Below are 22,732 nucleotides of genomic sequence, written 5' to 3'. Positions count from 1 at the left end.
CCGATCTTACTAACGACTAGGCACGCCGCTAATGAATCCGCCTTTTTGCTATTTCAGATCCCTAGGTCGCAGCGACTTTGCGTCAATGACCTTGTGAATCGAGTCTCGCTGCAGTTGCTTGCCTCAGAGAACATGCGCAGGGACATATTGTATCGAGGTTATTTCCGGCTTTCTCGCCGACCAGGGATGTGAGGGGCGCCTCCGCTGCCGGTTCCGATTGCGACATTTGACTCGCAGTGAGAGCAACACCATATGCAGACAGTCCGAGTTGCGTGTCCGCGCATACGCAAAAAGGATGCCCCTCCAATGTTCGGCGGGATAAGAACACGTGGCAGGGGCCGTTTATATCTATCGTTTTGTCTTTGGTGCCGCACTCCTTGCCACCGCCGGTACGGAGTCCTCGTTGTCGCCCGAAGCAGCCGCCTTACGGTCGAGCTGCAGGGGCACGCTCGAGAGCGGAGAGCCTGGCCTTGCTGTGTTGACGATGTGTTCATAACGTTCCGACGAACACGTTCAAGCTGACGCCCCCTCGCCGGCATCATGATTTACGCAGCGACGCAACTTGTGAACTTCAGAAAAGGCGCGGAGTCTTGGCGCTCTTGGCGTAGGAGACGCTGGTTCATGACCTGATGAGAGTGTGACGCTGGTAGTCCCTGCAAAGCGCGCGCATCGGATAAAGATTATCGTCCGGGATGGCAGCGCCTTGTGATGTACTGGAAGCGGCTCGATCGCAGCGGCTTCAAATCCCATCGTGGCTGACGTCATGCGGATGAATGCCGCGCAGCTTGCGCTTCTCGCCGGCATGGCTGGACACATACGCACGCGCCTCGAATCCCACGGCTAAAGCACTTGCGTAAGATAAAATCTTCGCTGCTTCGAGGCGCGAAGCATGGCGGACTCAGGCCAATGAGTGATTTTCCTGATGATCTACCGAGCGATCCAGCCGAGTTCTGTGTCTTTTGCCGCGGCTCTGCTTGATCGCTGCGGCAGGCTCGAACGGTTGCTCAAGCTTGCAAAAGATGCGCAGTTTGGTCGATCGTCAATAAAAGATGGACGCTGATCAGATACAGCTTGTTCTGGACAACATCTAAGAGGCCGTCGCGGCTCTCGAAGCAGCTGAAGATCTGCCCTAATCCCAGAGCTCGCGAGAAGAGAACTGCCAAGCGCAGAGCCAACTGTGGTCAGCTCTGGAGCATTTGTCGCGAATCCACGGTTGTCCGTGCCGCAAAGGCGATCGCTTTGAGATTGGTTAAGATGAAAGTTGAACGCTCAACGTCGTTTCTCGCATTCGCGCCCACATTCAAATCGGTAGTCCACACGTGGCTTCTGATACTCACACCTCCACGACGGCAGGCGGGCGTGGGCTCTCCCGGTGCTTCCGCAGGTCAACTGGTCTTTCACCCCGACAGGAATAGCCGGGTCACGGTAGCGAGCATTTCTTCGCTGACCATGGTTGTACTTAGCCGGGTGTTCTCGTCCTCCAGCGCCTTCATTCGAGACCTCCATCGCGCGAAACCTACTTTCAATTTGTAGATATTTGCGTCACTGACGCTATGCTAGATTTGCGTTTCCGTTTGTACTCCTTGTTGGGAGGTGACGACCACGAACTGCGTACGGTCTCTGAAGAAACGCCCGCATGTCCGTAGCCGCCGCATTCCGCGAGTGGCTTTTACAACAGCCGCGGCTGGAGGAAGCTAAGAGGATCGGCGAATATCCCATCTTCATTGTGGCGGCTCAAGGAGGAGGGATTTATGTCGCCAATAATGCGACGCGGTTTCTTGCGAGGTTGCAGGATCTCTGTCCGGCATTTCGCCAACATCTGTTTGCGATAAACGACCGTGGCAGCGTCGGTTCGGCGATCTTCGCCCTGTGCTCCACGCCGAAAATGCGCCTCTTGATATGAATGCCGTTCGAGCGCGCGCTTGCTCGAATACACGATGGAGAAAGCCGGCGACAAACTCCTCGGCAGCAATCAAGACAAGCGGCTATCAATCCAATCTGCTAACGGCTGACTTTTAGGTACGCATCCGGCCAGCACCCCGGGCAGGCGCGCCGGTCTGCCGCGGCGCTCAGGCAGCAGCCGCTTTGGACTGTTGGGTCGCCTTCCAATTCCACGGGAGCAGGTCGGCGACTCTATTGACGGGGTGATCTGGAAGCCTGGCCAACACGTCAGCGAGCCAGGCTTGCGGATCAACGTCGTTCATCTTGCAGGTTTCGATCAGGGTATAGACAGCGGCGGCACGATTGCCGCCAGCATCTGAACCGGCGAAGGTCCAATTTCGTCTTCCGACAGCCACACCGCGTAACGCTCGTTCGGCAGCGTTGTTCGAGAGGCAGATGCGGCCATCGTCCAGGAAGCGGGTGAACGCCGCCCAGCGGTTGAGCAGGTAGTTGATCGCCTTTGCAGTATCGTTGCCTGATGAGAGCAAGGTTCGCTGCTGGCGCATCCAGATTTCGAGATCGGCGACGATCGGCCTCGACTTATCACGACGTGCCGCAAGCCGCTGTTCCGGCGTTTTGCCGTTGATGGTGCGCTCGATCTCGAACAGGATATCGATGCGTCGCACGGCCTCGCTGGCAATCGGCGCCTCTCCAGATTTCGCCAGGTCGAAGAACTTTCTGCGGCCGTGGCTCCAACAGGCCGCTTCAAGGATCGGAGCTGGCTTCCTTTGGGCCTTGTAGAGCTGGTTATATCCATCGAAGGCATCGGCCTGCATGAGGCCCACATAGCCGGCAAGATGGCTTTGCGGATGTTCTCCAGCCCGGTTGCGTGAGTAGTAGAACAGGGCCGCCGGCGGATCCGTGCCGCCAAACGGCCGGTCATCGCGAACATAGGTCCAGATCCGGCCGGTAACCGTCTTAAGCTTGGCCAGCACCGGCACCGTCGTATCGTCGGCGTGGATGCGTTCCGCGCTCATGATATGGATCCGGATCGCCTCAATAATGGGATCGAGCGCCACCACGCAGGCGCCAATCCGATCCGCCAGGGTCGAGACATCGATTTCGACCCCTTCGCGGGCATACGTCTTGCTCTGCCGGTTCAATGGCTGATGCAGCAGGAACTTGTTGACCAGCACCATCGCCAGCAGGTTCGGCCCGGCAAAGCCTCGTGGGATCGGATGGGAGGGTGCCGGCGCTTCTGTGATCGCCTCGCAATCCCGGCAGGAGAACTTTTCGCGGACATGCTCGATAATCTTCCAGCGCCGCGGCTCGCATTCCAGGGTCTTCGAGACCACCTCGCCGAGCTTGTGCAGCCGCTCGCTGCCGCACTTACCACATGCGCAAGGCGCGGGTTCGACGACGCGCTCGACCGGCAGATTGTCCGGCAACGGACGTCGCGGCGGCCGTGGATTTTGCGCGCGCTTCTCCTTGGCGGCCCCTGGCGCGGCGAGTTCGGCCTTGGTTTCCTGTTCGGCCTGCGTCTCTTCGAGATCCTCGATGGCAAGCTCGAGCTGTTCGACCAGCAGCTTGCCGCGTTCGGAGGATTGCCCGAACTGTTCGCGCCGTGCCTTGGCCAGCATCAGCTTCAGCCGCTCGATTTCCAGTCGACCGACGGTCACTTCGCTCTTCGCCAGCGCCAGTTGTTCGCGCTGCGCAAGGATTATTGCGTGCGCAGCGGCAAGGTCGGCGGGAAGCGGATCGGAAGGCGTTGTCACGAGGGCAAATCAATCATATTCGCCGCTAAAATTCGCGACCGATCTCCCTCGTGAGTCAATAAGCCACAGCTTAACCGGAAGCCTGCGGACGCCAGGTTGCCTGCGGCATTCGCCAGTCAATTCCGGACAGGAGATAGGATAGTTGCGCAACGCTGATCGTCACAACGCCGTCCGCCAGCGATGGCCACAAAAAGCGGCCGCGCTCCAACCGCTTCGTGAACAGACATGCGCCCTGGCCATCATGCCAAATGATCTTGATCAGGTCGCCGCGGCGGCCCCTAAAAACGTAAAGATCACCAGCGTGCGGATCACGCTTCAAGCTCTCCTGAACCAGACGCGCAAGGCTCGGGAAGCCTCGGCGCATATCGGTATGGCCGGTCGCGAGCCACACCCGCACATTACCCGGTATGGCGATCATCGGCGCTCAAGCACCTCGAGAACCCGCGCCAGCGCCTCCGGGTCGACGTGCGCATCCACCCGGATGCGTCGCCGGTTGCCAAGATCAATCTCGATCAATCCAGTACGCGCGGACGCTACGGAGCGCACCCGGCCGTCACCCGCAGGCAAAAGCTTCGGAGTTTCCTCCACCTCCGTAGCGACGATCTGCACCGGCGCAAAAGATGGTACAACCTGCTCTGATGTCCGTGCTTGTCGACGCCAGGTAAACACTAGGCTGGTCGCGACTCCGTTGCGGCGCGCAACCTCAGTCACCTTCGCGCCCGGCACCAACGTCTCCTCGACAATCCGCGCTTTGTCGTCCTGCGACCAGCGCCGCCGCCGCTCCAGCCCGCCCAAAACCTCGACCCGCATCGCCTGATGACCTTAAAGCTAGACTTAAGGTCACACGCTTCGCGAATTACCTCGCGTCACGCAAGACGGCGCCCGTCGGATGCGTACACTTTTAGTCCCACTCGGCGCCGATAACAACATGCCGGCCCTGTTGTAAAAGACGGCAGACCCCGGCGGCGCGGCTATGAGGAGTATCCGGAAATAGTCGCGCCTACCAGCACCAGGTGAGTGAACCTAGCAAAGAACATTCGCCGGGCCCTCCACCCGGCCCGCCATATCGCAAGAGCTATTATCCCCTACTATCAGGAGAGCAGTTTAGAGCCTTGTTGCAGGAAGGGGATTGCGTCGGGATCGGATCCCCGTATCCTGGCCTAAATTCTGGGATCCGTCTCCTGCGAGAGCGACGACTTTACCTGCACCAGCGAAGAACTTCTTTTACGGCGCGGTTTCATAACTCCAACACAAATGACACGACCGCATCGACAAGATAAGCTTCATAATCCCATGGAACTGGCCAATCTCGTTCTCGCCTACGAGGGCAACAACTTCGGCAACCAGCTCTGAACGGTTGGCGGCTGGCTGCCCGCGAAGAAGTCATTAATTGGTCGGGATAATGCCTGATCAAGTCAAGGAGCCCTCTCGATTCCTGGCTGAATGTGCTGGTCTTCCTCGCCTCAGCTCAGCGAACTGGCGCAACATGACGAGCAGCGCGATCATTCCGGCACCCAACTCTGCGATTGCTTGACTAGCCAACAGTCCGTTGAAACCCGATATCACCGGAAACAACAGTACAGCCGGAATGAAGAGATAATGCCTCGCGAAACACACAACCGCGCTGAGACGCGCTCTCCCGAGCGATTGAAGCATCGCCGTGACGACACACTCAACACCATACAGTCCAAAAAAGAGATGGAAAACGGTGCAGGCAGAAACGGCAATTTCCCTGACGCTATCGCTATCGCTGAACAGCCTGATCAAAGGTCGGGCAAAAATCACAACGGCCGCGGAATATGTAACCGAAAGAGCGACAGTCATAGCGAGCATGACCTTTGCAGCCTTCAGTACACGAGAAAAATCGCGTGCGCCCCAGCCAAAACCCAGGATAGCTTGAGAACCCATACAGAAACCGCTGATAAGCAGTACGCCAATCGTTATGAGCCGCACGGCTATTCCCACGGCCGCGATGGACTCTTCGCCGAAGGGCGCAGCTGCTCCGTACAAGAGCACAACAGTAATAGCAGATAAGATGCTGGTCATGGCCGCTGGCGCCCCCACGAACGCGATCTCTCTGATGCGATCTGCTCGCAACGAGATGTGAGACATCCTGACGACGACCATTCCGCGTCGCTTGGTAAAATACGCGATATAGAGGCTAATAGCCGCAGTCTGAGACACAAGCGTTGCGAGAGCGGCGCCTCGCACACCGAGGTCCAGCACGGATATGAGCACTGGATCAAGGCCAGCGTTCAGGATGAAGGCGGTCATCATCGTCCACATGCTAAATCGTGTGTTGCCTTCGGCTCGGACGATGAAGCCGTTGACAGTATTCAGAAGCATCAGGGTGCATCCGAACAAAAGCGTTGTCGCGTAGTCGAGCGCCAGGGGCATGATGGTTGGAGTTGCACCGAGCGCTAGGAAGATCTCTCGCATGTTTAGAAACAGAGCGACTGTGACCGTGATGCCGACTGGCGCGGCGAGCGCGAGAGCGGTACTGGCGACCCGACTCGCCTCTAGGTACTCACCAGCACCAAGATGACGAGATATGAACGAGGCTGCTCCAACTCCTATCCCCTGTCCGGCCGCCGCGAGCAGGACCACGATCGGCAAGGTCATGCTGACAGCTGCGATCGCCGGCGCACCGAGTGTGCCAACAAAGATTGCGTTGACGACCTGCTGCAACGCGTTGATCGACAAGCCAACAACGGACGGAATGGCGAGCTGTAGGATAAGTCTGAACAGACTGGGGTCTGATAGATCGATGCGCGCGTTCTTGTTCGGCATCACATCGTGATCGCCCTCGGCGGCGAATTCCGCATCGGGCTCATTCATGGCTGAAGGTGCCCCGAGATCTTCCGCATTTCGCTGATCGTCTGCATCAGCTCCCGTTGCAAGACCGTGCAAAGATGGCGGGTCGCCTCATAATCGACCATGCTTGGATCATACGTGGTGTCGATCTGTAGACGCCCCGATTGATATCCGACCTCGAACCAGAAGAGGTGGATCGCCGTTGCTTGATGCATGTGTTCGCCGATCCAAAGCGGACAAGGGCCTGTGTCTAGAAAACGACGCGCGAAATGACGCTGCAAACCGGCGCGATAATTCACCCCAATTCTGGGAAGTGGCAGGCGATCGAGCCGACACCGCAAGGCCGGATCCCGGTTTAGGAATTTCAGGGCCCGAAAGCCTATTCCCCCACGCGGCAGCGCATTGCGCTGCCGGTATATGAGACGAGCGCGGTCGGAACGCGACTCTCTTCCGGTGACCTTCAATGGAAACGGAACGAGTTCGCTGATAAGGCCGATGACCTGAGATGGATCAAAATCGTCAAACAGCCGACCTCGTGTCGAGGTCAGGCTATCAATCCAGAGCGAATAGTTGCCGAACAGGGCACCACACGCACCGGACAGGGCAGCAAGAAACACATCAAAGTCCTGACAATGCGCTGATCTGGCTCTAATACTAAGGAGACCCGCTGTCGCTTCCCCGTCGATCTCAAGATGGTACTTGGCCCGATCTACCCGCGAACGGCCGTTCGCATCCTCCCGACGACCTGCGAGACTTGCATCGTGAATCTCTGTCGCGCTTCCTTCGGCAACACTCGTGCCGCGCGATGACGCGTCGCTGACACGCAGATTGAATTGATCGTAGTCAATATCCTCCCAGTACTTGAGTTCGTCTGGTGCTTCGCTGTCCGCGTAATGCTCGAGGCGCTTCAACCAGGAAGAGAGCCTTTGTACGGTCTCAGGGCCATTCACATGATGGCCTGCAGCAAGAGCGTTGTATGCGCCCTCCAATGCTTCCAGGAATAGCCGATAGCCCATCCCATCCGCGACGAAATGATGCATCAGCACCAGCAAATAGTAATCTCCGCTTTCCGAAGTACGGAAAGCCGCGACGTGAACAAGAGGCGTGTGACCGTCAAACCGGAACATGTGTTGACGTTTTGCCGAGACGATCTCGATTGTCCTGCGCTGGTCTGGGCCGGTCAACCGGACGAGATCGATCTCCTCCACGATGCGCTCAGTCGGACAAGGCCCAATCCCCAGCCGGAGTCCATCTTGGGTTCGGGCAACGCGTAGCCTGAGGCCTTCGTGCTTCTCCATGACTTGGGCAAGAGCGCGGTCCAGGATCTTGATGTTCAGGATGCCGCCCCGCAAAAAGAACAGATCGCCGATGTTAAAATGCTCGTCAAAACCGAGAAGAGAATTCCAAAACGATATGATGGGGGGCACAGGCAGCAAGCTGTCCGCGGAAGCTATGTTGTGGGGTGCCGCCTCCGCTTCCCCGGCCGCCAACTCCCTGATGGTCGGCGTTCGATGAAGTTGGCTGACGGTAAGATTCAGCCCGGCTTTGCACGCCAGCGTGACGCAACGCACGCTCAGAAGAGAATCGCCGCCGATATCAAAGAAACTGCTGTCGATTCCCACCCCCTTGACCCCTAATAGATCCTCCCAGATCCGAGCAAGAACTCGCTGGTTCCTGGTGCGGGGCTCAGCAGATGGACTGGTTTCTATCTGGCGGTACGGAACCGATGATAGGCGAGCCCGGTCTATCTTTCCGCTCGTCGTCAGGGGAAGACTTTCAACCAACCGGAAGGCTGCGGGAACCATGGGAGATGGCAGCCTGTTGCGCAAGTAGGCGAGAATCTCTCCAGAGCTGAGGTTCTCGCGAGCGGACACCACGCTCGCCGTCAAGCGGCGATCGTCATCGATGCCTTCTGCGAAGACCGCGGCCTTTGCGATTGCCGGATGAGACTCAAGGGCAACTTCGACCTCTTCCGGCTCGATGCGGAAGCCCCTCACCTTGATCTGGTTGTCCGATCGGCCGCAAATCTCAAGAAGGCCGCTGGTTGAGATGCGTGCGATGTCCCCACTTCGATAAAGCACGTTGTATTGTCCGCCATCATACGGATTCGGCACGAAACAGCGGTCAGTCCGATCTTGATCCCGCCAATACCCAGCGCTCAGACAGCGGCCTGCGATGCACAGTTCGCCGGGGGCTCCAACAGGCACTCTCTTCAATCGTGAATCGAGCACGTAGAGTTTGATGTTGTCGATTGGCCGCCCCACTGGGACAAGCGCCGAGTTATCATCCGCCTCCGACGTTTCGTGCACGGCTGCATTGGACGCACATTCCGTCGCACCATAGAAGTTCCACAACGGCACGCCCGGAAAAGCCTCACGCCAGCGAGCGGGCAGCGAGGAAGGCATCGGTTCGGCACTGCTTGTGACCAGTCTCAAGGCGGTCCTTTGCGGTTGCCGTTCCTGGGACCCGATGAGACCGGACAGAAGTGGCGGAGAGGCAAAAAAGCGTGTCACGCGATGTTTTGCCAAACTGCGCAACAGCAGATCCGGATCTAGGACCTGTTCTTGGGTGAGGATCAGCGTAGGCACACCTCTCAGAAGCCCACCAAAATGCTCCCAAGCGGACGCAACAAGGCAGGCGGACTTCTGGACAACCATGACGTCGGTGCCATCGAACGGAAAGCACCGCCACATCCAGTTCAGCCGGTTGAGAATGGCCGCTTCCGGTATAAGAACCCCCTTCGCCCGACCTGTCGAGGAGGACGTGTATATGAGGCTCGCAATTGGGTGATCTAACGGTGTGTCGCTGGGCCCGAAATCATCCCTCGACCCACTGCACGTTTCTAAGGCCAACAGACAAATCGAAGGTATCTCAAAGCCAGGCTCCGTGATGTTCGCGTGAACCAAGAGCTTTGCCTGACTATCTCGCAGGATATGTTCGATCCGATCACGCGGATAATCCGGCGCGATCGGCACAACAACAGCATCCAAGCCTCGCGCCGCAAGCATGACAGCGGCAACGTCCGGCGACCGGTCAACAAGCACGGCAACCAGATCGCCGGCCCCCACCTTCATCTCCCGCAGGAGCGAGCGGATTGCTGCTACGCGCGCACGCAGCTGGTCAAACGTGACCTGCCCGAACTCGCCAAAATATGCTACTTTGCCGTGGTTAGAGACGCTGATCTGCTCGAAGGCTTCGGCAAGCGGACATTCGGACTCATATCGCTGGATCGGCCCATCCAGCGAATCCAGTATCGTGAGGTCTGAGGCGCTAAGGCAGCTCAGGTCCTCAATAGGCGCAAGCGCTTTATCAACGCAGGCGGCAATCAGACACCGCAGATTGTTGGCCATGCGGACAGCCAGATCACTCGAGATGATGTCTTCCGCATACGCCAGCTGGAGCGCAATTTCATCGCCGTGATCTTGCGCGTACAGTGTTAGATCGAATTTGACATAGCCGGTGTCATATTCGCGGAATGTCAGAGCCAACTCGTCCCGACCAACTGGTTCGGCGGCTTCGGAGTACATGTTGAACATGACCTGGAAGATCGGTGATCGGCCCGGTTCGCGACATAACCTTGTATCCCTGACCATCCATCCGAATGGATAGGCCGCATTTGCGATGGCATCGCTGACCAATCCCTGGATGCGCCTGGCATGAGCAGCAAAGGATTGACCGGCATCGATCGCCGCACGGATCGGCAGCATATTCAGGAAAAAGCCGATGATGTCCGCACTTCCAGGTTGATCCCGTACAGCGTGTGGCATGCCGACGATAATGTCGTCCTGACCGCTATACATTCGTAGCAGCAGCTGGAAGCACGCAAGTAGTGTTGTCGACGTGGTGCAGCTATTTTGGCGCGCGAATTCTCTTACCTGACTGGAGAGATCGCTGCCAAGCAGCACTGGATGCGAGGCGCCGCGGAATGTAACTGTTTGCGGGCGCGCCCTTCCAAGCGAAAGCACCGGCGGATCATCACCAATCTGACGACGCCAATAGTGACGTTGGCTCTCCAGTGCCTCTGGAGAACTGTGTTGTTTTTCCCAAGCCGCGTAGCCCGAGAGTGACGCACGGTTCTCTGGCCAAGGCGCCGCGGCATCTAAATATCTCTGCTGAATATCTCTGAGCAGAACAGAAATCGACCAGGCATCAAGGATGATTTCGTGAGCGGTGATCAATATGAGATGATTGTCGGGACCAAACCGGACCATGCGCGCGCGAAACAACTGGCCCTGTCCGAGATCGAAATTGTCTTTCAGCTCCGTTCGCCGAAACTGTGCGATGAGCTCCTCAGCCTCGGAGGAGGTGAGATGAGATGCATCGATCAATTCAAGATTGGTGCATGGCGGAGCATCAAAGCATTGAACCGGACCGTCTTCGTCGATAAAGCGCGCCGAAAGTGCCTGGTGGGAGTGAATGACCTCGGTCCAGGCGCGATTGAACCGAGCTAAATCGATGTTTCCCTTAATCCGCAGCCCGCCTTGAATGATATAGTTACGGGCAGATGGATCGAGCTGCGCCAGAAACCAAAGGTGCTCCTGGAGTCGCGTCAGAGGTGATCGGTCAAGCTTTCGGTATGTCAAGGCTGCGCATGGATTGGGCTCAGCGCGAGCCTCGATCGAAGCGGCAAGAGATCGAATCGTCCCATTCAGGACCAGCCTGAAATCCACTCTCACCCCGAGCAAGGAATGCAACTGTCCCAAGATGAGCATTGCGCGGAGCGAGTCTCCGCCGAGGCTCATGAATTGGTCATTCACACCTATGTTCTCGATACGCAAAATGCCCGACCAGATTTGACGTAGCCGGACTTCGAGATCTGATTGCGGCTCCTCGAAGGGTGTTGACAATACCGGCCGAACACTTCCCGGCTCAGGCAATGCTGAAAAGTCGACCTTTCCGTTCCTGGTCAGTGGAATACCGCTGACGTGGATGATTCTTTCCGGAAGCATGTAACTGGGGAGTGCCTCGGCAAGAAACTTCTGAAGGTCGGTTTCCGCCAGTTCAGCTGGAGCCGTCACATACGCAACCATCCGCCGCGAGTCGGCTTGCGCCTCCGCCCCAGCTATATCTCGCGCCGTAAGCTTTACACCTGCGCAAGAAGAGGCGACTGCGACGGCGCCATGCACCAAGGGATGAGCGGACAAACGAGCTTCGATTTCTCCCAGCTCGATTCTGTGCCCGCGAATTTTGACCTGACGATCCCGTCGCCCGAGACATTCCAAAAGGCCGTCGGAACGGAGGCGCCCAAGATCACCTGTCCGATATAGGCGCCGGAAGGATAGGTCGTCCGAGAATGGATTTGGCCCAAACGCATCCTTGGTGCGGACCTGGTCATTGATGTAGCCGGCAGCAACACCAACACCGCTAACACAGATTTCGCCCACTTCTCCTACATTGCAGAGCCGTGGTCCGTCCGCGACATAAACCTCAACGTTTTGAATTGGCCTGCCGATCGGCACGTAAGTCTCAGCCAGCGCAGGCGGCACGGAAACCAGATGATGCGTCACGCCGTCCGCGCACTCCGTCGGCCCGTAATGATTAAGAATGGAAACGCGGGGATACAAGGCAAGCCACGCACGCGCCAATCCGGGCGTTAGCGGTTCTCCGACCGTAGAAATAATCCGTAAGCCGTCCACGGCTCGCTCTGCCGCGGCAAGCGATTGCAGATACTCAACAAACACTGCCAGCATCGACGGTACGAATTGGACGACCGTAGCGCCGCATCGTTGAATTGCTTGAAGCAGCGATGACGGCGATCTCAGTGTCCCATCATCGATGATCGATGTAGAGGCTCCGACGCAAAGCCCGGAAAGAAGCTGCCAAAGCGAGATATCGAAGCAGTGCGATGCCGTTTGCGCGACGCAATCCGTCCGGGTGAGACTTAGAGCATCGATCTTTGCCGCCAAATGATTGTTTAGGCCGGGGCGCTCGATCATTGCGCCCTTAGGCTGGCCCGTCGAACCAGACGTAAACAGAATATAGGCAAGTCCATCCACGTTCGGCGATGGCATAACGGACGGGGTCTGCATCCGGCCCAGTGCCGCCTCTATAGCTACGACTTGCGGAGCTGTCTTGCTGCTCCCCTGGAATAGGCCGAGCGAATCCGGACGGTCTCGGCCCATCAACAAAGCGCAGCGGCTCTGCTCGATCATGAATGATGTACGGGAAGCCGGCAGCGATGGATCAAGCGGTAGGTACGTTGATCCAGCCTTCACAATTGCGATGACCGCCGTCGCCCAGTCGAGGTCCCGTCCTCCCCAATAGCCGACAACCGCGCCGCGAGCACCCTGCTCTCGTAAGATCCTTGCAAGGGCATCCGATCTTGATCGTAGCGCCTCATATGTGAGTTCGTCTGCGCCGTGCCTCAGCGCAACTCTCTCCGGATCCGAACCGGCAAACCGATTGATCGCCGTGATCACGTCGACCGGCTGACGTTCCATGGACTGCTTCTTGGCTGATTGATTTTGCGTAGTCACGCGCCCCGCCATTCGTCGCCTTCTTCGGTGCCAAAATCGGACCGCCGGAGCTCGTCATCGAGGTGTGCATGCGCAGCCCCCTGATTCCGCACGTCGTAAGGTTTTGTCCGTATGAGCTTTCCGGTGTTCGCTTCTGGTTCGGTGATAGGCAGAGGAACAGGAGGACGCTAAGACGGCGCGTCCACTTTGGCACCTACCTGCTCTTGTAGAGGACCCGCGATCGTTTGCATGGCACCCGCAATCAACGCGCCCCAGGCTCGTCACGGCTTGCGATTAGCGTATTTGTCCGCTTTCCCGGCACTTGAGCCGGCACCACCAGCCATCGACAGCGTGCTGGCCGCCCCGGCCATACAGCTTGTACGGACGAAAGGCTTTTTACCGTAACCACCGCCAGACCGATGGTGTTCAAGCCGGTGATCGCCGCAACAGGGACCCGGCGGCGCCTTACAACGATTCATCGAAGCTCACAGCAGCAGTCCCAGAGACGGCATTGAGGTCATCCAGGTACTGGCACCGGTAAACAAAGCGCCCGATCGCCTCGTCACCTACATCCGATAGCTCAGCTTATTTGGCCGTTAGTCAATGGAGATCTATTTATGACAATAAACAATGCGAGCTGGAAACTGAGACATCGTGTCATCGCACGGGGGGCCCGGAGGTGAGCAAAAGCCGCTGTGGATGGGCGCGGAGGCCATATTTCCTGGGCGGCGCACGGTTGAACGGCTGGCCGTCTGCAGGGACGAATGGCTCACCGAGACTTCGATCGACAGAGACGCAGCCTGCCCATGGCTTCTGCTTGAGGATTAATCCATCGCGGTGCACTCGCCAGACTTGCTTGATAAGCTGCTCAAACCACCGTCCTGGCCTTGCGGACCCGGATGCAGCATTCCTTTTTCATGTTACCGCTTAAGATCACCTAGCGAACTGCGCGCGTCGTGTCCTTCGCCCCGATCGGCAGACTTTACAAATCAAATGGTCCGATTTTCGCGCACTCCACTCAGCTATTCGAGCCTGTCAATTCAACGATGTTGGACTGCATGAGCAGCATCATCCATGCCACAAACCTCAGCCTGCTGATGCTGCGAGAGGCGAGCACTAAGGCGTGAACTCATAAATCCGCCACGTCCGCGCTCTGCCTCCTATAGCGGCCGAACAGCGGACATCGATCTACGCCGGTTATGGGCCTATTCCGGGCCCGCCCCAGCATGACTTGCGTCGAGCTCGAGAAGTGAGTTTCTCGGGTGGCAGGCGACGCGCACTATCGACTCAGATCGCGCATCAGATCGAGAGCGATCTGAGTCGAATTACTCTGAACGTTTCTGAGGCGATATCGATCGTCTCCACTCAATTCTCCGAGACACCTCCATTCGCCATTTATGGTGCGCTTGACACGTTCGCCACTTGCTTTGGAAAGAAACATCATGGCGGGGTTGAAGCGCCTGGGCGCGAGATTAGGAGCAGCGACGAAAGCTGAAGCGCTATCAATATCTGCGCAATCAGCCAGACGACCGGCAAGCATGGCCGCATCGCCGACGGGGTCGGTGCCATTGAACAAGGGATCAAAGAGACAGAAAAACCGCCACAGAAGCATCATCCGGCCATTCTCGGGACGGGCAAGCTTCTGCTGCTTCAGCTCGGCCAGCACCTCTTCCCATTCCCGCTTTGGAAGAGCCGTGAAGGCTTCCAAATCGGTATAGGTGATGTATTCGGAAAAAGCGGCGCTCGAGCGGAGGCAAGCATCGCGACCAACGATGAGAGCCCCGGAGGAGATTGCTAAGCGCGGAGCGAAGAGCTTCTCCAAGGCGACCAGGCGGGCCTCGTGGTCGGCCGCGGTATCAACCAGAGCAAGCCGCTGAACATCGAGAGCCTTCTGCAGCTCAGACGGATGGGTGAAGCGAAGCAGGGCGGCCAAGCCAGCGGTGACAGGCGCGATTTGACCGGCGCCTTCGAATATGAGCCGGTACACTTCTCTCTTGCGGAGGTCGGCAAGTTTTTGTGGGTCGATGTGGCCGGCCGATGACATAAGGCCTCGCTTGCGGGGAAAGCCGTAATTTAGCTGCAGGAGGCTGGCTTGCCTAGATGCCTCTACACCAGTCCCTGTCGCCCCTGTCGCCACCGGAGCCGATCGAGAATTCGCCCCGTAGCTCAGTTGGAAAGAGCGCCGCCGTCCGACGGCGGAGGGCCCGCGTTCGATTCGCGGAGGGGTGACCAGATGACCGAAAAGCACGGGGCCCGCCTGATTGCGAGGACGTTTGAAACGGCCGCATCTGCCGGCCAGCGGATAGGTCACGACCGTCGGGTGTTCGCAGGCGGCGAGCTCTATCTTAACGGCTCGTTTGGCGAGTTGCAGACTGGCGTCATTGGCATCGATGGCGGAGCCGAAGCGATCCTGCCGATCGGCGATACCTTGACGACCGCCAACATCATGCGGGCATGGGAAGCATGGTCGCCCAATTTTGCTTCTATCACCGACGGATGTACTCGGGACAGGCCGGAGACGGCAGGCTCCAGAGAACCTATCGCAGGGACGAGCACCGGACGCTGATCAGACTCATAACGTGATGCTGAAAGGTACAGTCGGTTCGATTCCGACCCCTGCAACCAACTCTTGAGGAGAACGCCATGGATGCGCTGCTTCAGTTCTTCGCCTACGAGCACTTCCCGCCGCATCTAAAGGCGGTGAGCAAGCCGTTCGGTGACATAGCACAGAAGGTGTGCGCCGAGCTCCCGCGCATCGGAGAGCACCACGGCATGCGCAAATCGCTCGAGGCACAGGGCTGCGCGGCTCGCGCCGTTCTCTTCAAGGATTCGGCTGCGAACATCGACGGCTAAGATTTTTGCGCAGACACTGTGGCGCGTGGCGAGCCCAATCCGTTGTAAACGGGCCGGTTAAACCTGTGGCAGTTCAACTCTGTCTCGGCGCATCATCGTCTTTCGTGGGCGAAAGATTACCTTAGTCGGCGAGAGTGCCGCTCTCGCAGCGCGGGTTCGCCCGGCGCCCGCACCAATTCGCCTAGATAGTTCAGTTCGGTAGAGCTCCGCGTTGAAAGCCGCGGGACGCGGTTTCGAATCCATCTCCAGGCACTCACCAAGTCGGCTAAGCGTCGCTATCAGGCATTCCAGTAATCGATCGCTTTACTGAGGAATGTAGTGCACTTGTCCGCCCGCCACGTGACCAGCGAGGTGGGATGGAACAAGTAGTAGAGGTCGTTGGCGCAGACGAACTTGGACCGATCGGCCTTCGAAAGCCATTCGAGCGTGTCCTGGAAGTTCTGTTGTTCTGTGCCGCCGAAACGGTCAAGCGGAACGTTCCATAGAAGGCCCTCAAGGAAGTATGAAGGTGCAAGCCCGTCCTCGATGATCTTCTTTTCGATCATCGTGTTTCGCACATTCTTATAGATGCGAGCGGTGTGCTTGAACCAATTCTTCGTATCCTGATGTTTCTTCGTGCAGTTGTCGCTATGTTGGGCCGGGAAGTTGTCGATCCGAATGCCGCTAGAATGGAAGAAAGAGATACCCTCATAATAGAGTTGATCATTCGAGCTCTTGAACCGTGTGTAGCGCCGGTGTTTGCAGCACACGAGCACGTCAGCGTTTCGGCGGCTCCCATTCCCTTTGATGTAGATTGCCTTTGTGCCTGGCTGCACGTCGTTGCCGTATTTTTTTACGAGCCAGCCTGTGACGTCCTTCTTGAACTGATCAAGCGTGTACGCCGCATCTGAGCGTGCGGCGTTCCACAATTTCTTGTCTTCTTCGGAGAGGTTCGACAGGTCGGTGTAAAATGTCTGATTGAGGCGAATTACCACATCGACGTCGCTGTCGCCGTAGACGTTCGTGTCGTTCTTGTATGACCCCTGAAGGAAGATGCTAAAGTCTTTGGAATAGTAGGGCGAGTTGCTATCATTTAAGCAATTCTTCAGCGTCTCGTATGTTGCGGTGAACTGTGGGGTTGGGCCTTGCTTCGCCCACGTTTTGAGTTGGTCCTCAGAAATCGGCATGGTTGAATTCCTAAATAAGCAGCTTCTGCAGGTCGCCTTCAGCCTTCGCGAATGACTCGCTGCCGCGCTGGCGCAGTATGTTCAGTTTGTTTAGATCATGCTCGAAGAGATCAGTGGCCATCTCAGGTTGCTCAAATGTGTCGCTGATCCGGACGGTCGGGATATGTCGGTACAGGATGTGCCGTAACTGATCCATCGATTGAGTGTTGATCTCCAGCGTTTTCTGAAGAAGTTGAACACTCAAAAGCATTTGCGCCCATTTCGTTGTGCTAAACCAGGACTGCTTTGGAGCGGGATAAACACCGACACCAACGCTGACCACACGCAGATGCTCGGGCGGCAATTTAAGGGCCATGATCGCGTCGGCGATCGCATACAGAGTGGGGTTGTTGGCGCAGTAGCCGCCGTCGATCAATTCGATCTGATCTCCTCTGTCCGTCTTCACAACCTTTCGATCGAAAAAGGGAAAGGCCGAGCACGACGCCTGCACCGCATCTGAAACCCTGACGCCAAAGCCCGGTGAGAAGGTACCCATCCGGCCGTGAGCCTGCTCAATACTCGTCTTGAATATCATTGGGCGTTCGATCACCCAGCGTGTCGTAACAATCCCCACTGCGGTCTTCATGTCCTTGAAGGACGCGTCCTTGAACACATCGTCGCCTAGCTTCGCAAGTGCGGCCGATTTGTCGCTACGGGACTTCCTTTTCATCACTGTCGGGACGTGCTCTTCGTAGAGATTGCTGATCTCCGCCACACTCCTTCCGAGTGCGAGGAGCGCAGCGATGATTGCGCCTGTGCTCGTGCCGAAAATGAGGTCGAATTTTTCGTGGAGGCGGCAGCCGAGCATTCCCTCGATCTCGCGGAGAACACCCAACGTGTAGAAGCCTTTTGCGCCTCCACCGTCCAAACTCAGAACGCGGCAGGGACGTTCGGCTGAGAAGTCAACCATCGAAAATGCTCAAGTTTTGAAACGGACCATATAGTGCGAGAAGTCGGTCGGCTGACTATCGCTGCCGGCACTCGCGGCAAGTTTTTACGACAGCGCCTTTGGCCTGGTCGCTGGAGACAGCGCTTCAAGGGCCAGCTTCACAAACGAAGGCGGAAGAGCTCCTTGCTTTGCCTTTGTGCTAAGATAGGTCGGCATTTTGTCCTTCAAATAAACGTCACGCATCCAACGCCGAAACTCTCCCAAGCAGCTGTCCGGGTAGCAGTACGCCGGCTGGGGGTTTGAAGCGGCCTGCGGGAAATAGCTCGGATAGTTATGCTCGTATTGGATACGTTCACCGTGAGCCGCCTCTAGCCCGGTATCGCGCCAGTGATTTGCCCAATGTTGACCGACACTGATATCCGGGATGAATTTATCGTCAACCTGCGCCCCTTGCCGGATCAACGTGACAATGATGTCCGACATTTCCTTGAACACACTAAAGTAGCCATGGGGCACGGTGTGGAAAACTAGCGACACTCGGTCGTGAAACAGGCTCCAGCTATCTGGCACCCGCGCTGAGGGGCTGTAGCCTAGTTGCGTGTATATGAACTCCCGAAGCGCCATGCCGGCCAACTGACGGAAATTCTGCACTGCTTCTGGCTTGACGTTGGCGCCAGCTTCGAACGCGTAGTATTCAAGGATGGCAAGGCAAACATAGTCCGGATAAGCGTACACCTGCCGCTTTTCATCAGACACATCGAAGTAGGGAGCCGTCGGCGTTTGTCCTCGTGCGGACAATAGATTCTTAATCGTCGTGATCCGAGGTTTTTGAATTTCCTCGTCCCATTCAGCGCCGATTGTGCCGATGTGAGCGTTCTGCACGCCGCATAGACGGGCGAGTCCCCGCTGAGTGAGAAAGGGAGTTCCGTCGCTCAAAACTCCCATTTCGATGCCTTGAATCTCCGTCTGCTTATCGACGTAAACATCCAAAATACCCTGCGCTGGGTTGATTTTCTTTGGACCTGTTTTTGATGGTAAGTATTTGATTTCTTTACCCATAGGAGCGATTTCCTCCAAGGTCATCAGACCGCAAATCGGCTTCGCGCACTTTATCGCGCAACTGCCCGTACGCGTCGTCGTATTTTTCTTCATCGAGCAGAAAGACGGCGCGCGATGAGCCATCAACGCTGCTTATCGTCACTGTTAGTGCTAGTTGCCTCGCGAGTTAGCCAAGGCGACGCCGTTTCCTCGAGCGGCCGTGATGTCAGGTACCAGCTGGATCTACGCTCCCAAAGGCAAGATCGCGTTCTCTCGGGAGCGAGACTACATCTATTCGACAACCGGAGAAGCCAACTATTTTGGGTGCTACGGCTGGTGGTACGAGATTGAGGGCGGCGCCGCGAAATAGTGGACGCAGGACAACTGGGTCTACACGACGAGCGGCAAAGCGGCCTTTCCTTTTGGTACGGCTAATCAGGAATAGCGGCTCAAAGAGTGAGCAACAGCGCCGCGAATCCGCTGAGATCCTTAAAGCGAGCAAGTTACCCACTTGTCCGCACACCCTTGACAAGACGAGAGTCTGAGGTCCCTGCCGGGAAGGTGATGCGACTGGTGTTGAGCCCGGCGAGGCGCACGACGTACGACTTGCCGGAAGACTGCTCTCTCGCTTGAAGCCCGGGTCAATGCTGCTTGCCGACCGGGGCTATGACGTCGACAGGATCAGGGAGCTTGCCATGAGGAAGGGAGCGTGAGCCAACATCCCGCCGAAAAGCAACCGCAGCGATCCGATCTGCTTTAGCCCGCACCTCTACCGCGCTCGCAACCATGTCGAACGGTTCTTCAACAGGATCAAGCAATGCCGTCGGGTGGCGACGCGCTACGACAGCTTGCAGGAAACTACCTTGCCTCCGTCCAACTCGCTCTATCCGCCTATGGGCTGACCGCGCGTTATGAATCCGCGCCCTAGTTCGGCTTGTGCGGTCTGCTCACGTATTTCCAGGCGCCATTGGGGTGCCCCCCAGGCAGTCCGCCAATAGATGTGATTGCGACTTAGTGGGCTGGGGGAGACTTGAGACGTTTGGCGTTAGGCTGAGATTTTCTGTCCGCCAGCCAACGCGCAACTTGGTGGCAGGTTTGGTGCGGCAGTGCTTGCCTCGCATGAAAGGTCGCCGATGTCGCGACGCCTAGATGCCGCAGCGGGATCTCTCCTAGGCGATCGTGACCGCGGCAAGGGCCAACATCACGTCGGGGTCGATGCCGAAATGGCGGCGATAGAGCCACCAGATTGCGCAGCACCGGTCGAAATCGGAGAGTGCCCGAACACGCTTTAATGTTGCGGCCCGCGCTGTTGGTTTCATGACACGTCTCATCTGGGAACCTGAACGTCTCGGGACCAGTGCTCCAAATTTGGTGCGTTTTTGGTCGGTGACGGTCCGCTGTCCCGCGCATGCGCCTGCAACGGATTGGGAGCTGAGATTCAGGTTTGCCATGGCATGCGCCTCTCGAAGCTTTATGGAAACACCCATATGTGCATTCGACCTGTCCGTAACCTTACGATGCAAGTACTGCTTCCCCCAACACCCAGATCTGGTAGTGACAATTGACAGCACCCTTATGCTACGGCGCACGATAGTTCGCAGCCCCGATCCTGGCGCATCGAACCGATAGCGTTGGCTGCACCTCGGGAAACGGCGTAGGCTCTGTCGGCCCGAGCTAGGCGCCATGTGAAATCGTCTCTATTCATCGATGGCCCGTTGACGATCCTGAGCTTTACTCGCGCCTGATGAACCCCGCCCCAGCACGGGCCGTTGTTTGGAGGCGGTGATCCACTGCGACTTCCTGCAGCTGTGGGATGCGGTCAACGAATGTGTATTCGTCATTGGCCGGTCGACCACCTAACCGATTGGACACGCGATATAGCCAGGTTATACGGCAAAGCTGCCCCGCCCATAACACTGGTCCGGATACAGTCGACACCACGTCGCGCGGCCTGATGCGGCCTTCACGAATATTGAGGCCAAGCGAATACGAATTTGGCGCGCACCACTCACTCTCTAAGGACGATCCTTCAACTGAACAGGCTACCAATGCATTATCATGCTGTGCGCACACGCATGCCCTGAGACCAATTTTTTGGTCGCGATGACCGTGTTCGTTGAAGTCGACTTGCCCCGCCTAGACCGCAGAGAAAACACTTCGTGCCAGGCTTGGGAGCGATCGGTTTCATTTCTGGCTGCGTGTGCTGATGGGGCGGTCGGCGGCCGTCAGTGAGCATGGTCCGCAATCGGCCACGACAGCTGCGGTTCGTTTGTGAATTGCCGTACGGGTTTCGTCAGCTTTTGGAAAGCTAGCGTGGGTACAGAGCCGCTAGGGTTAGCGAGGCGTGGTAGAGACAGCGCCATTACCAGAATGGGACCGCGCCGAGTCACGTTCCTGCTAACCTCAATCTGCAGGGCAGGCGCGGCAGGGACAGCGCCGATCCAGTCCCAACCGACCGGCGCCGAGTCGCGCCCGCGCTGCTTCCGGTGTCGGAGAAACGAACCTGGTAGCCGCACTGTCATGCTGTTTCAGGCACGGACAGCCGGTCTGCTTGTGCCGAGGGAGATTGACGAGGCTAAATTTTAGCGGCGCGTGTGGTCTTTCAAGCGATCGCTTCTATGCCTCCCGTCTTACCCCGCCAACATTCGCGGGCTCTGTCATGAGCGATAGCGTGTAAGCCTTTTTCATGCAGCGGAGCGGCTTAGTATATTGGGCATCCCCCATTTCTCCGCGAAGGTAGCGAACCAGCCTAGAAGGTAGCAGACGATCCAACCAATTCAGGTAGGTGATTGGCGGTCCTACGAAGCCTACAATCTGGCGGCACCCTAGAGGGGCGATACCGAATGGGGCAAGGTTGGTGCCAAGGTTAGCGGCGCGTGGCAGGGACAGCGCTTTTCCGGCGATTGAGCGCCGAGTCACGTCGCCGTTAACCGTTGACGTCGCTGGCGCGGTAGGGACAGCGTCTTTGAAGGCTTGCCCACTCCTTACAGGTAGGTGCCCTGCGGTACCTCTCAGTAATACCACTTGGGTAACACCGCGATGGGCTTGCCCCTCACGGGAGCAAAGGTGGCCAGCGACACAGAGGCTTGCGGCATCGGCCAGGAACAGCGCTTTAAGGGTTTCACTATCCGATCGCCGAGTCACCCGAGTTTCGCTCGCATAGCGGCTCGCAGGAGCAGAATCGGATTCTTTCCATGGCGCCAGTCGCGTCTGTGCTGCTCTCCGTGTTCTGAACAACTCTTCCCTGACACCCTCGTCGCTCTTGGCACGCTGGGCAACATCGAAGTCTCTCAGCTGAACAATCTTGCGGAATGCCGACCCGCGGCGTTCGAATGGTCCGGCCAACGCCCAAGCCGAACATCTCAGCTAGCCTCAATGGCGCGCCGAATCCGAATTCGTTCTGACTCATACATCATGGGCAACGATACGCTGTTCGACTTCATAGTGGCGGATCCAATTCGCGACGCTCGCCGCTTGCCCTCGGGCTATCGCCAGCGAGTTCTAAGTCGACGCTGTGAGACTTTGCTCTCTTGACGCCACTCTTGTGCAGTCAATAGCTGCTGCCACAGTAGGTTACGATTTGCCGTACCGCGTTTGATTTGAACTGGTCATTATACTTGATAACCCGACCGGCTCGCGTTCCTTGAGCCTCAGTTAAGAGAGTTCGCCGGCGTGCCTCTTGAGCGGACGGCAGAGCCTAAAATTCCGTATCATGGCTGATGGCGGCGATCGTGTCCCTGAGCGTGGTGTAACTGGCGGTGGGACACCGCGTTCGCCGGCAAGAGCCGGACTGGTCAGCTGGCGATAGCCGGGAGGCTGACG

The 22,732-nt window shown here is 57.4% G+C and carries 13 protein-coding genes, 2 tRNA genes and 2 pseudogenes; 7 read left to right on the top strand and 10 right to left on the bottom strand.

Annotation, left to right across the window (positions count from 1 at the left end):
• Positions 1 to 906: 906 nt before the first annotated feature.
• A pseudogene (locus tag GGD63_RS38675) lies at positions 907 to 1,250 on the top strand (transposase); the annotation flags it as partial.
• A 386-nt stretch (positions 1,251 to 1,636) separates the two neighbouring features.
• On the top strand, positions 1,637 to 1,903 hold the full coding sequence (locus tag GGD63_RS38670) for a hypothetical protein (RefSeq protein WP_183250418.1): 267 nt from the start codon (positions 1,637 to 1,639) through the stop codon (positions 1,901 to 1,903).
• Positions 1,904 to 2,069: 166 nt separating this feature from the next.
• Here GGD63_RS38670 and tnpC read toward each other — a convergent pair whose 3' ends face one another.
• From tnpC to GGD63_RS38640, 6 genes are all read right to left on the bottom strand, one after another.
• Positions 2,070 to 3,656 carry an IS66 family transposase gene (tnpC, locus tag GGD63_RS38665; protein ID WP_183250416.1) on the bottom strand — a complete coding sequence of 529 codons (1,587 nt, stop codon included), beginning with the start codon at positions 3,654 to 3,656 and terminating at the stop codon, positions 2,070 to 2,072.
• Between the two features lie 70 nt (positions 3,657 to 3,726).
• Positions 3,727 to 4,074, bottom strand: coding sequence for an IS66 family insertion sequence element accessory protein TnpB (gene tnpB / locus GGD63_RS38660; protein WP_028344503.1), 348 nt, complete (start codon positions 4,072 to 4,074; stop codon positions 3,727 to 3,729).
• Entirely contained in the window at positions 4,071 to 4,466 is a 396-nt protein-coding gene (gene tnpA, locus GGD63_RS38655; protein ID WP_183250414.1) for an IS66-like element accessory protein TnpA, read from the bottom strand. Before tnpA ends, tnpB begins: the two co-directional genes overlap by 4 nt.
• 600 nt (positions 4,467 to 5,066) lie before the next feature.
• Positions 5,067 to 6,494, bottom strand: coding sequence for an MATE family efflux transporter (locus GGD63_RS38650; protein ID WP_183250411.1), 1,428 nt, complete (start codon positions 6,492 to 6,494; stop codon positions 5,067 to 5,069).
• Positions 6,491 to 12,910 (bottom strand): non-ribosomal peptide synthetase, encoded by a 6,420-nt coding sequence (locus GGD63_RS38645; RefSeq protein ID WP_246785822.1) that lies wholly within the window; start codon positions 12,908 to 12,910, stop codon positions 6,491 to 6,493. The genes GGD63_RS38650 and GGD63_RS38645 overlap by 4 nt, the downstream gene beginning before the upstream one ends.
• Before the next feature lie 1,294 nt (positions 12,911 to 14,204).
• Positions 14,205 to 14,969, bottom strand: coding sequence for a hypothetical protein (locus GGD63_RS38640; RefSeq protein WP_183250409.1), 765 nt, complete (start codon positions 14,967 to 14,969; stop codon positions 14,205 to 14,207).
• Between the two features lie 111 nt (positions 14,970 to 15,080).
• Between GGD63_RS38640 and GGD63_RS38635 the strand changes: the two genes are divergently transcribed.
• From GGD63_RS38635 to GGD63_RS38620, 4 genes are all read left to right on the top strand, one after another.
• Positions 15,081 to 15,157, top strand: a tRNA-Arg gene (locus GGD63_RS38635).
• 1 nt (position 15,158) lies between these two features.
• Entirely contained in the window at positions 15,159 to 15,491 is a 333-nt protein-coding gene (locus tag GGD63_RS38630; RefSeq protein ID WP_183250407.1) for a hypothetical protein, read from the top strand.
• Positions 15,467 to 15,550 (top strand) — tRNA-Met (locus GGD63_RS38625). Before GGD63_RS38630 ends, GGD63_RS38625 begins: the two co-directional genes overlap by 25 nt.
• 18 nt (positions 15,551 to 15,568) lie before the next feature.
• A complete protein-coding gene (locus GGD63_RS38620; protein ID WP_183250405.1) occupies positions 15,569 to 15,778 on the top strand; it encodes a hypothetical protein in 210 nt (69 codons plus the stop codon).
• Between the two features lie 278 nt (positions 15,779 to 16,056).
• Here the strand turns inward: GGD63_RS38620 and GGD63_RS38615 are convergent, their stop codons facing one another.
• From GGD63_RS38615 to GGD63_RS38605, 3 genes are all read right to left on the bottom strand, one after another.
• A complete protein-coding gene (locus GGD63_RS38615) occupies positions 16,057 to 16,944 on the bottom strand; it encodes a nucleotidyltransferase (RefSeq protein WP_183250404.1) in 888 nt (295 codons plus the stop codon).
• 10 nt (positions 16,945 to 16,954) lie between these two features.
• Positions 16,955 to 17,893, bottom strand: a complete 939-nt coding sequence (locus GGD63_RS38610) for a patatin-like phospholipase family protein (protein ID WP_183250402.1) — start codon at positions 17,891 to 17,893, stop codon at positions 16,955 to 16,957.
• Between the two features lie 84 nt (positions 17,894 to 17,977).
• On the bottom strand, positions 17,978 to 18,931 hold the full coding sequence (locus tag GGD63_RS38605) for a hypothetical protein (RefSeq protein ID WP_246785821.1): 954 nt from the start codon (positions 18,929 to 18,931) through the stop codon (positions 17,978 to 17,980).
• Positions 18,932 to 19,485: 554 nt separating this feature from the next.
• On the opposite strand from GGD63_RS38605, the pseudogene GGD63_RS41055 reads away from it, so the two are divergent.
• Positions 19,486 to 19,838 (top strand): annotated as a pseudogene (locus GGD63_RS41055) (transposase); the annotation flags it as partial.
• Positions 19,839 to 20,079: 241 nt separating this feature from the next.
• Here GGD63_RS41055 and GGD63_RS38595 read toward each other — a convergent pair.
• Positions 20,080 to 20,229, bottom strand: coding sequence for a hypothetical protein (locus tag GGD63_RS38595; RefSeq protein WP_183250448.1), 150 nt, complete (start codon positions 20,227 to 20,229; stop codon positions 20,080 to 20,082).
• Positions 20,230 to 22,732: the final 2,503 nt, after the last annotated feature.

It is taken from the genome of Bradyrhizobium sp. cir1, assembly GCF_014198245.1.
Taxonomy (GTDB): Bacteria; Pseudomonadota; Alphaproteobacteria; order Rhizobiales; family Xanthobacteraceae; genus Bradyrhizobium.
Note: the sequence above shows the minus strand (reverse complement) of the source record. Positions and strands in the feature narration are given on the sequence as shown.

Coding starts and splice junctions, on each gene's coding strand:
- GGD63_RS38645 (WP_246785822.1), bottom strand. CDS start 12,910: ATGGAACGTCAGCCGGTCGACGTGATCACGGCGATCAATCGGTTTGCC.
- GGD63_RS38595 (WP_183250448.1), bottom strand. CDS start 20,229: ATGAAACCAACAGCGCGGGCCGCAACATTAAAGCGTGTTCGGGCACTC.
- tnpA (WP_183250414.1), bottom strand. CDS start 4,466: ATGCGGGTCGAGGTTTTGGGCGGGCTGGAGCGGCGGCGGCGCTGGTCG.
- tnpB (WP_028344503.1), bottom strand. CDS start 4,074: ATGATCGCCATACCGGGTAATGTGCGGGTGTGGCTCGCGACCGGCCAT.
- GGD63_RS38615 (WP_183250404.1), bottom strand. CDS start 16,944: ATGCCGATTTCTGAGGACCAACTCAAAACGTGGGCGAAGCAAGGCCCA.
- GGD63_RS38620 (WP_183250405.1), top strand. CDS start 15,569: ATGGATGCGCTGCTTCAGTTCTTCGCCTACGAGCACTTCCCGCCGCAT.
- GGD63_RS38670 (WP_183250418.1), top strand. CDS start 1,637: ATGTCCGTAGCCGCCGCATTCCGCGAGTGGCTTTTACAACAGCCGCGG.
- GGD63_RS38610 (WP_183250402.1), bottom strand. CDS start 17,893: ATGGTTGACTTCTCAGCCGAACGTCCCTGCCGCGTTCTGAGTTTGGAC.
- GGD63_RS38605 (WP_246785821.1), bottom strand. CDS start 18,931: ATGGGTAAAGAAATCAAATACTTACCATCAAAAACAGGTCCAAAGAAA.
- GGD63_RS38650 (WP_183250411.1), bottom strand. CDS start 6,494: ATGAATGAGCCCGATGCGGAATTCGCCGCCGAGGGCGATCACGATGTG.
- GGD63_RS38640 (WP_183250409.1), bottom strand. CDS start 14,969: ATGTCATCGGCCGGCCACATCGACCCACAAAAACTTGCCGACCTCCGC.
- GGD63_RS38630 (WP_183250407.1), top strand. CDS start 15,159: ATGACCGAAAAGCACGGGGCCCGCCTGATTGCGAGGACGTTTGAAACG.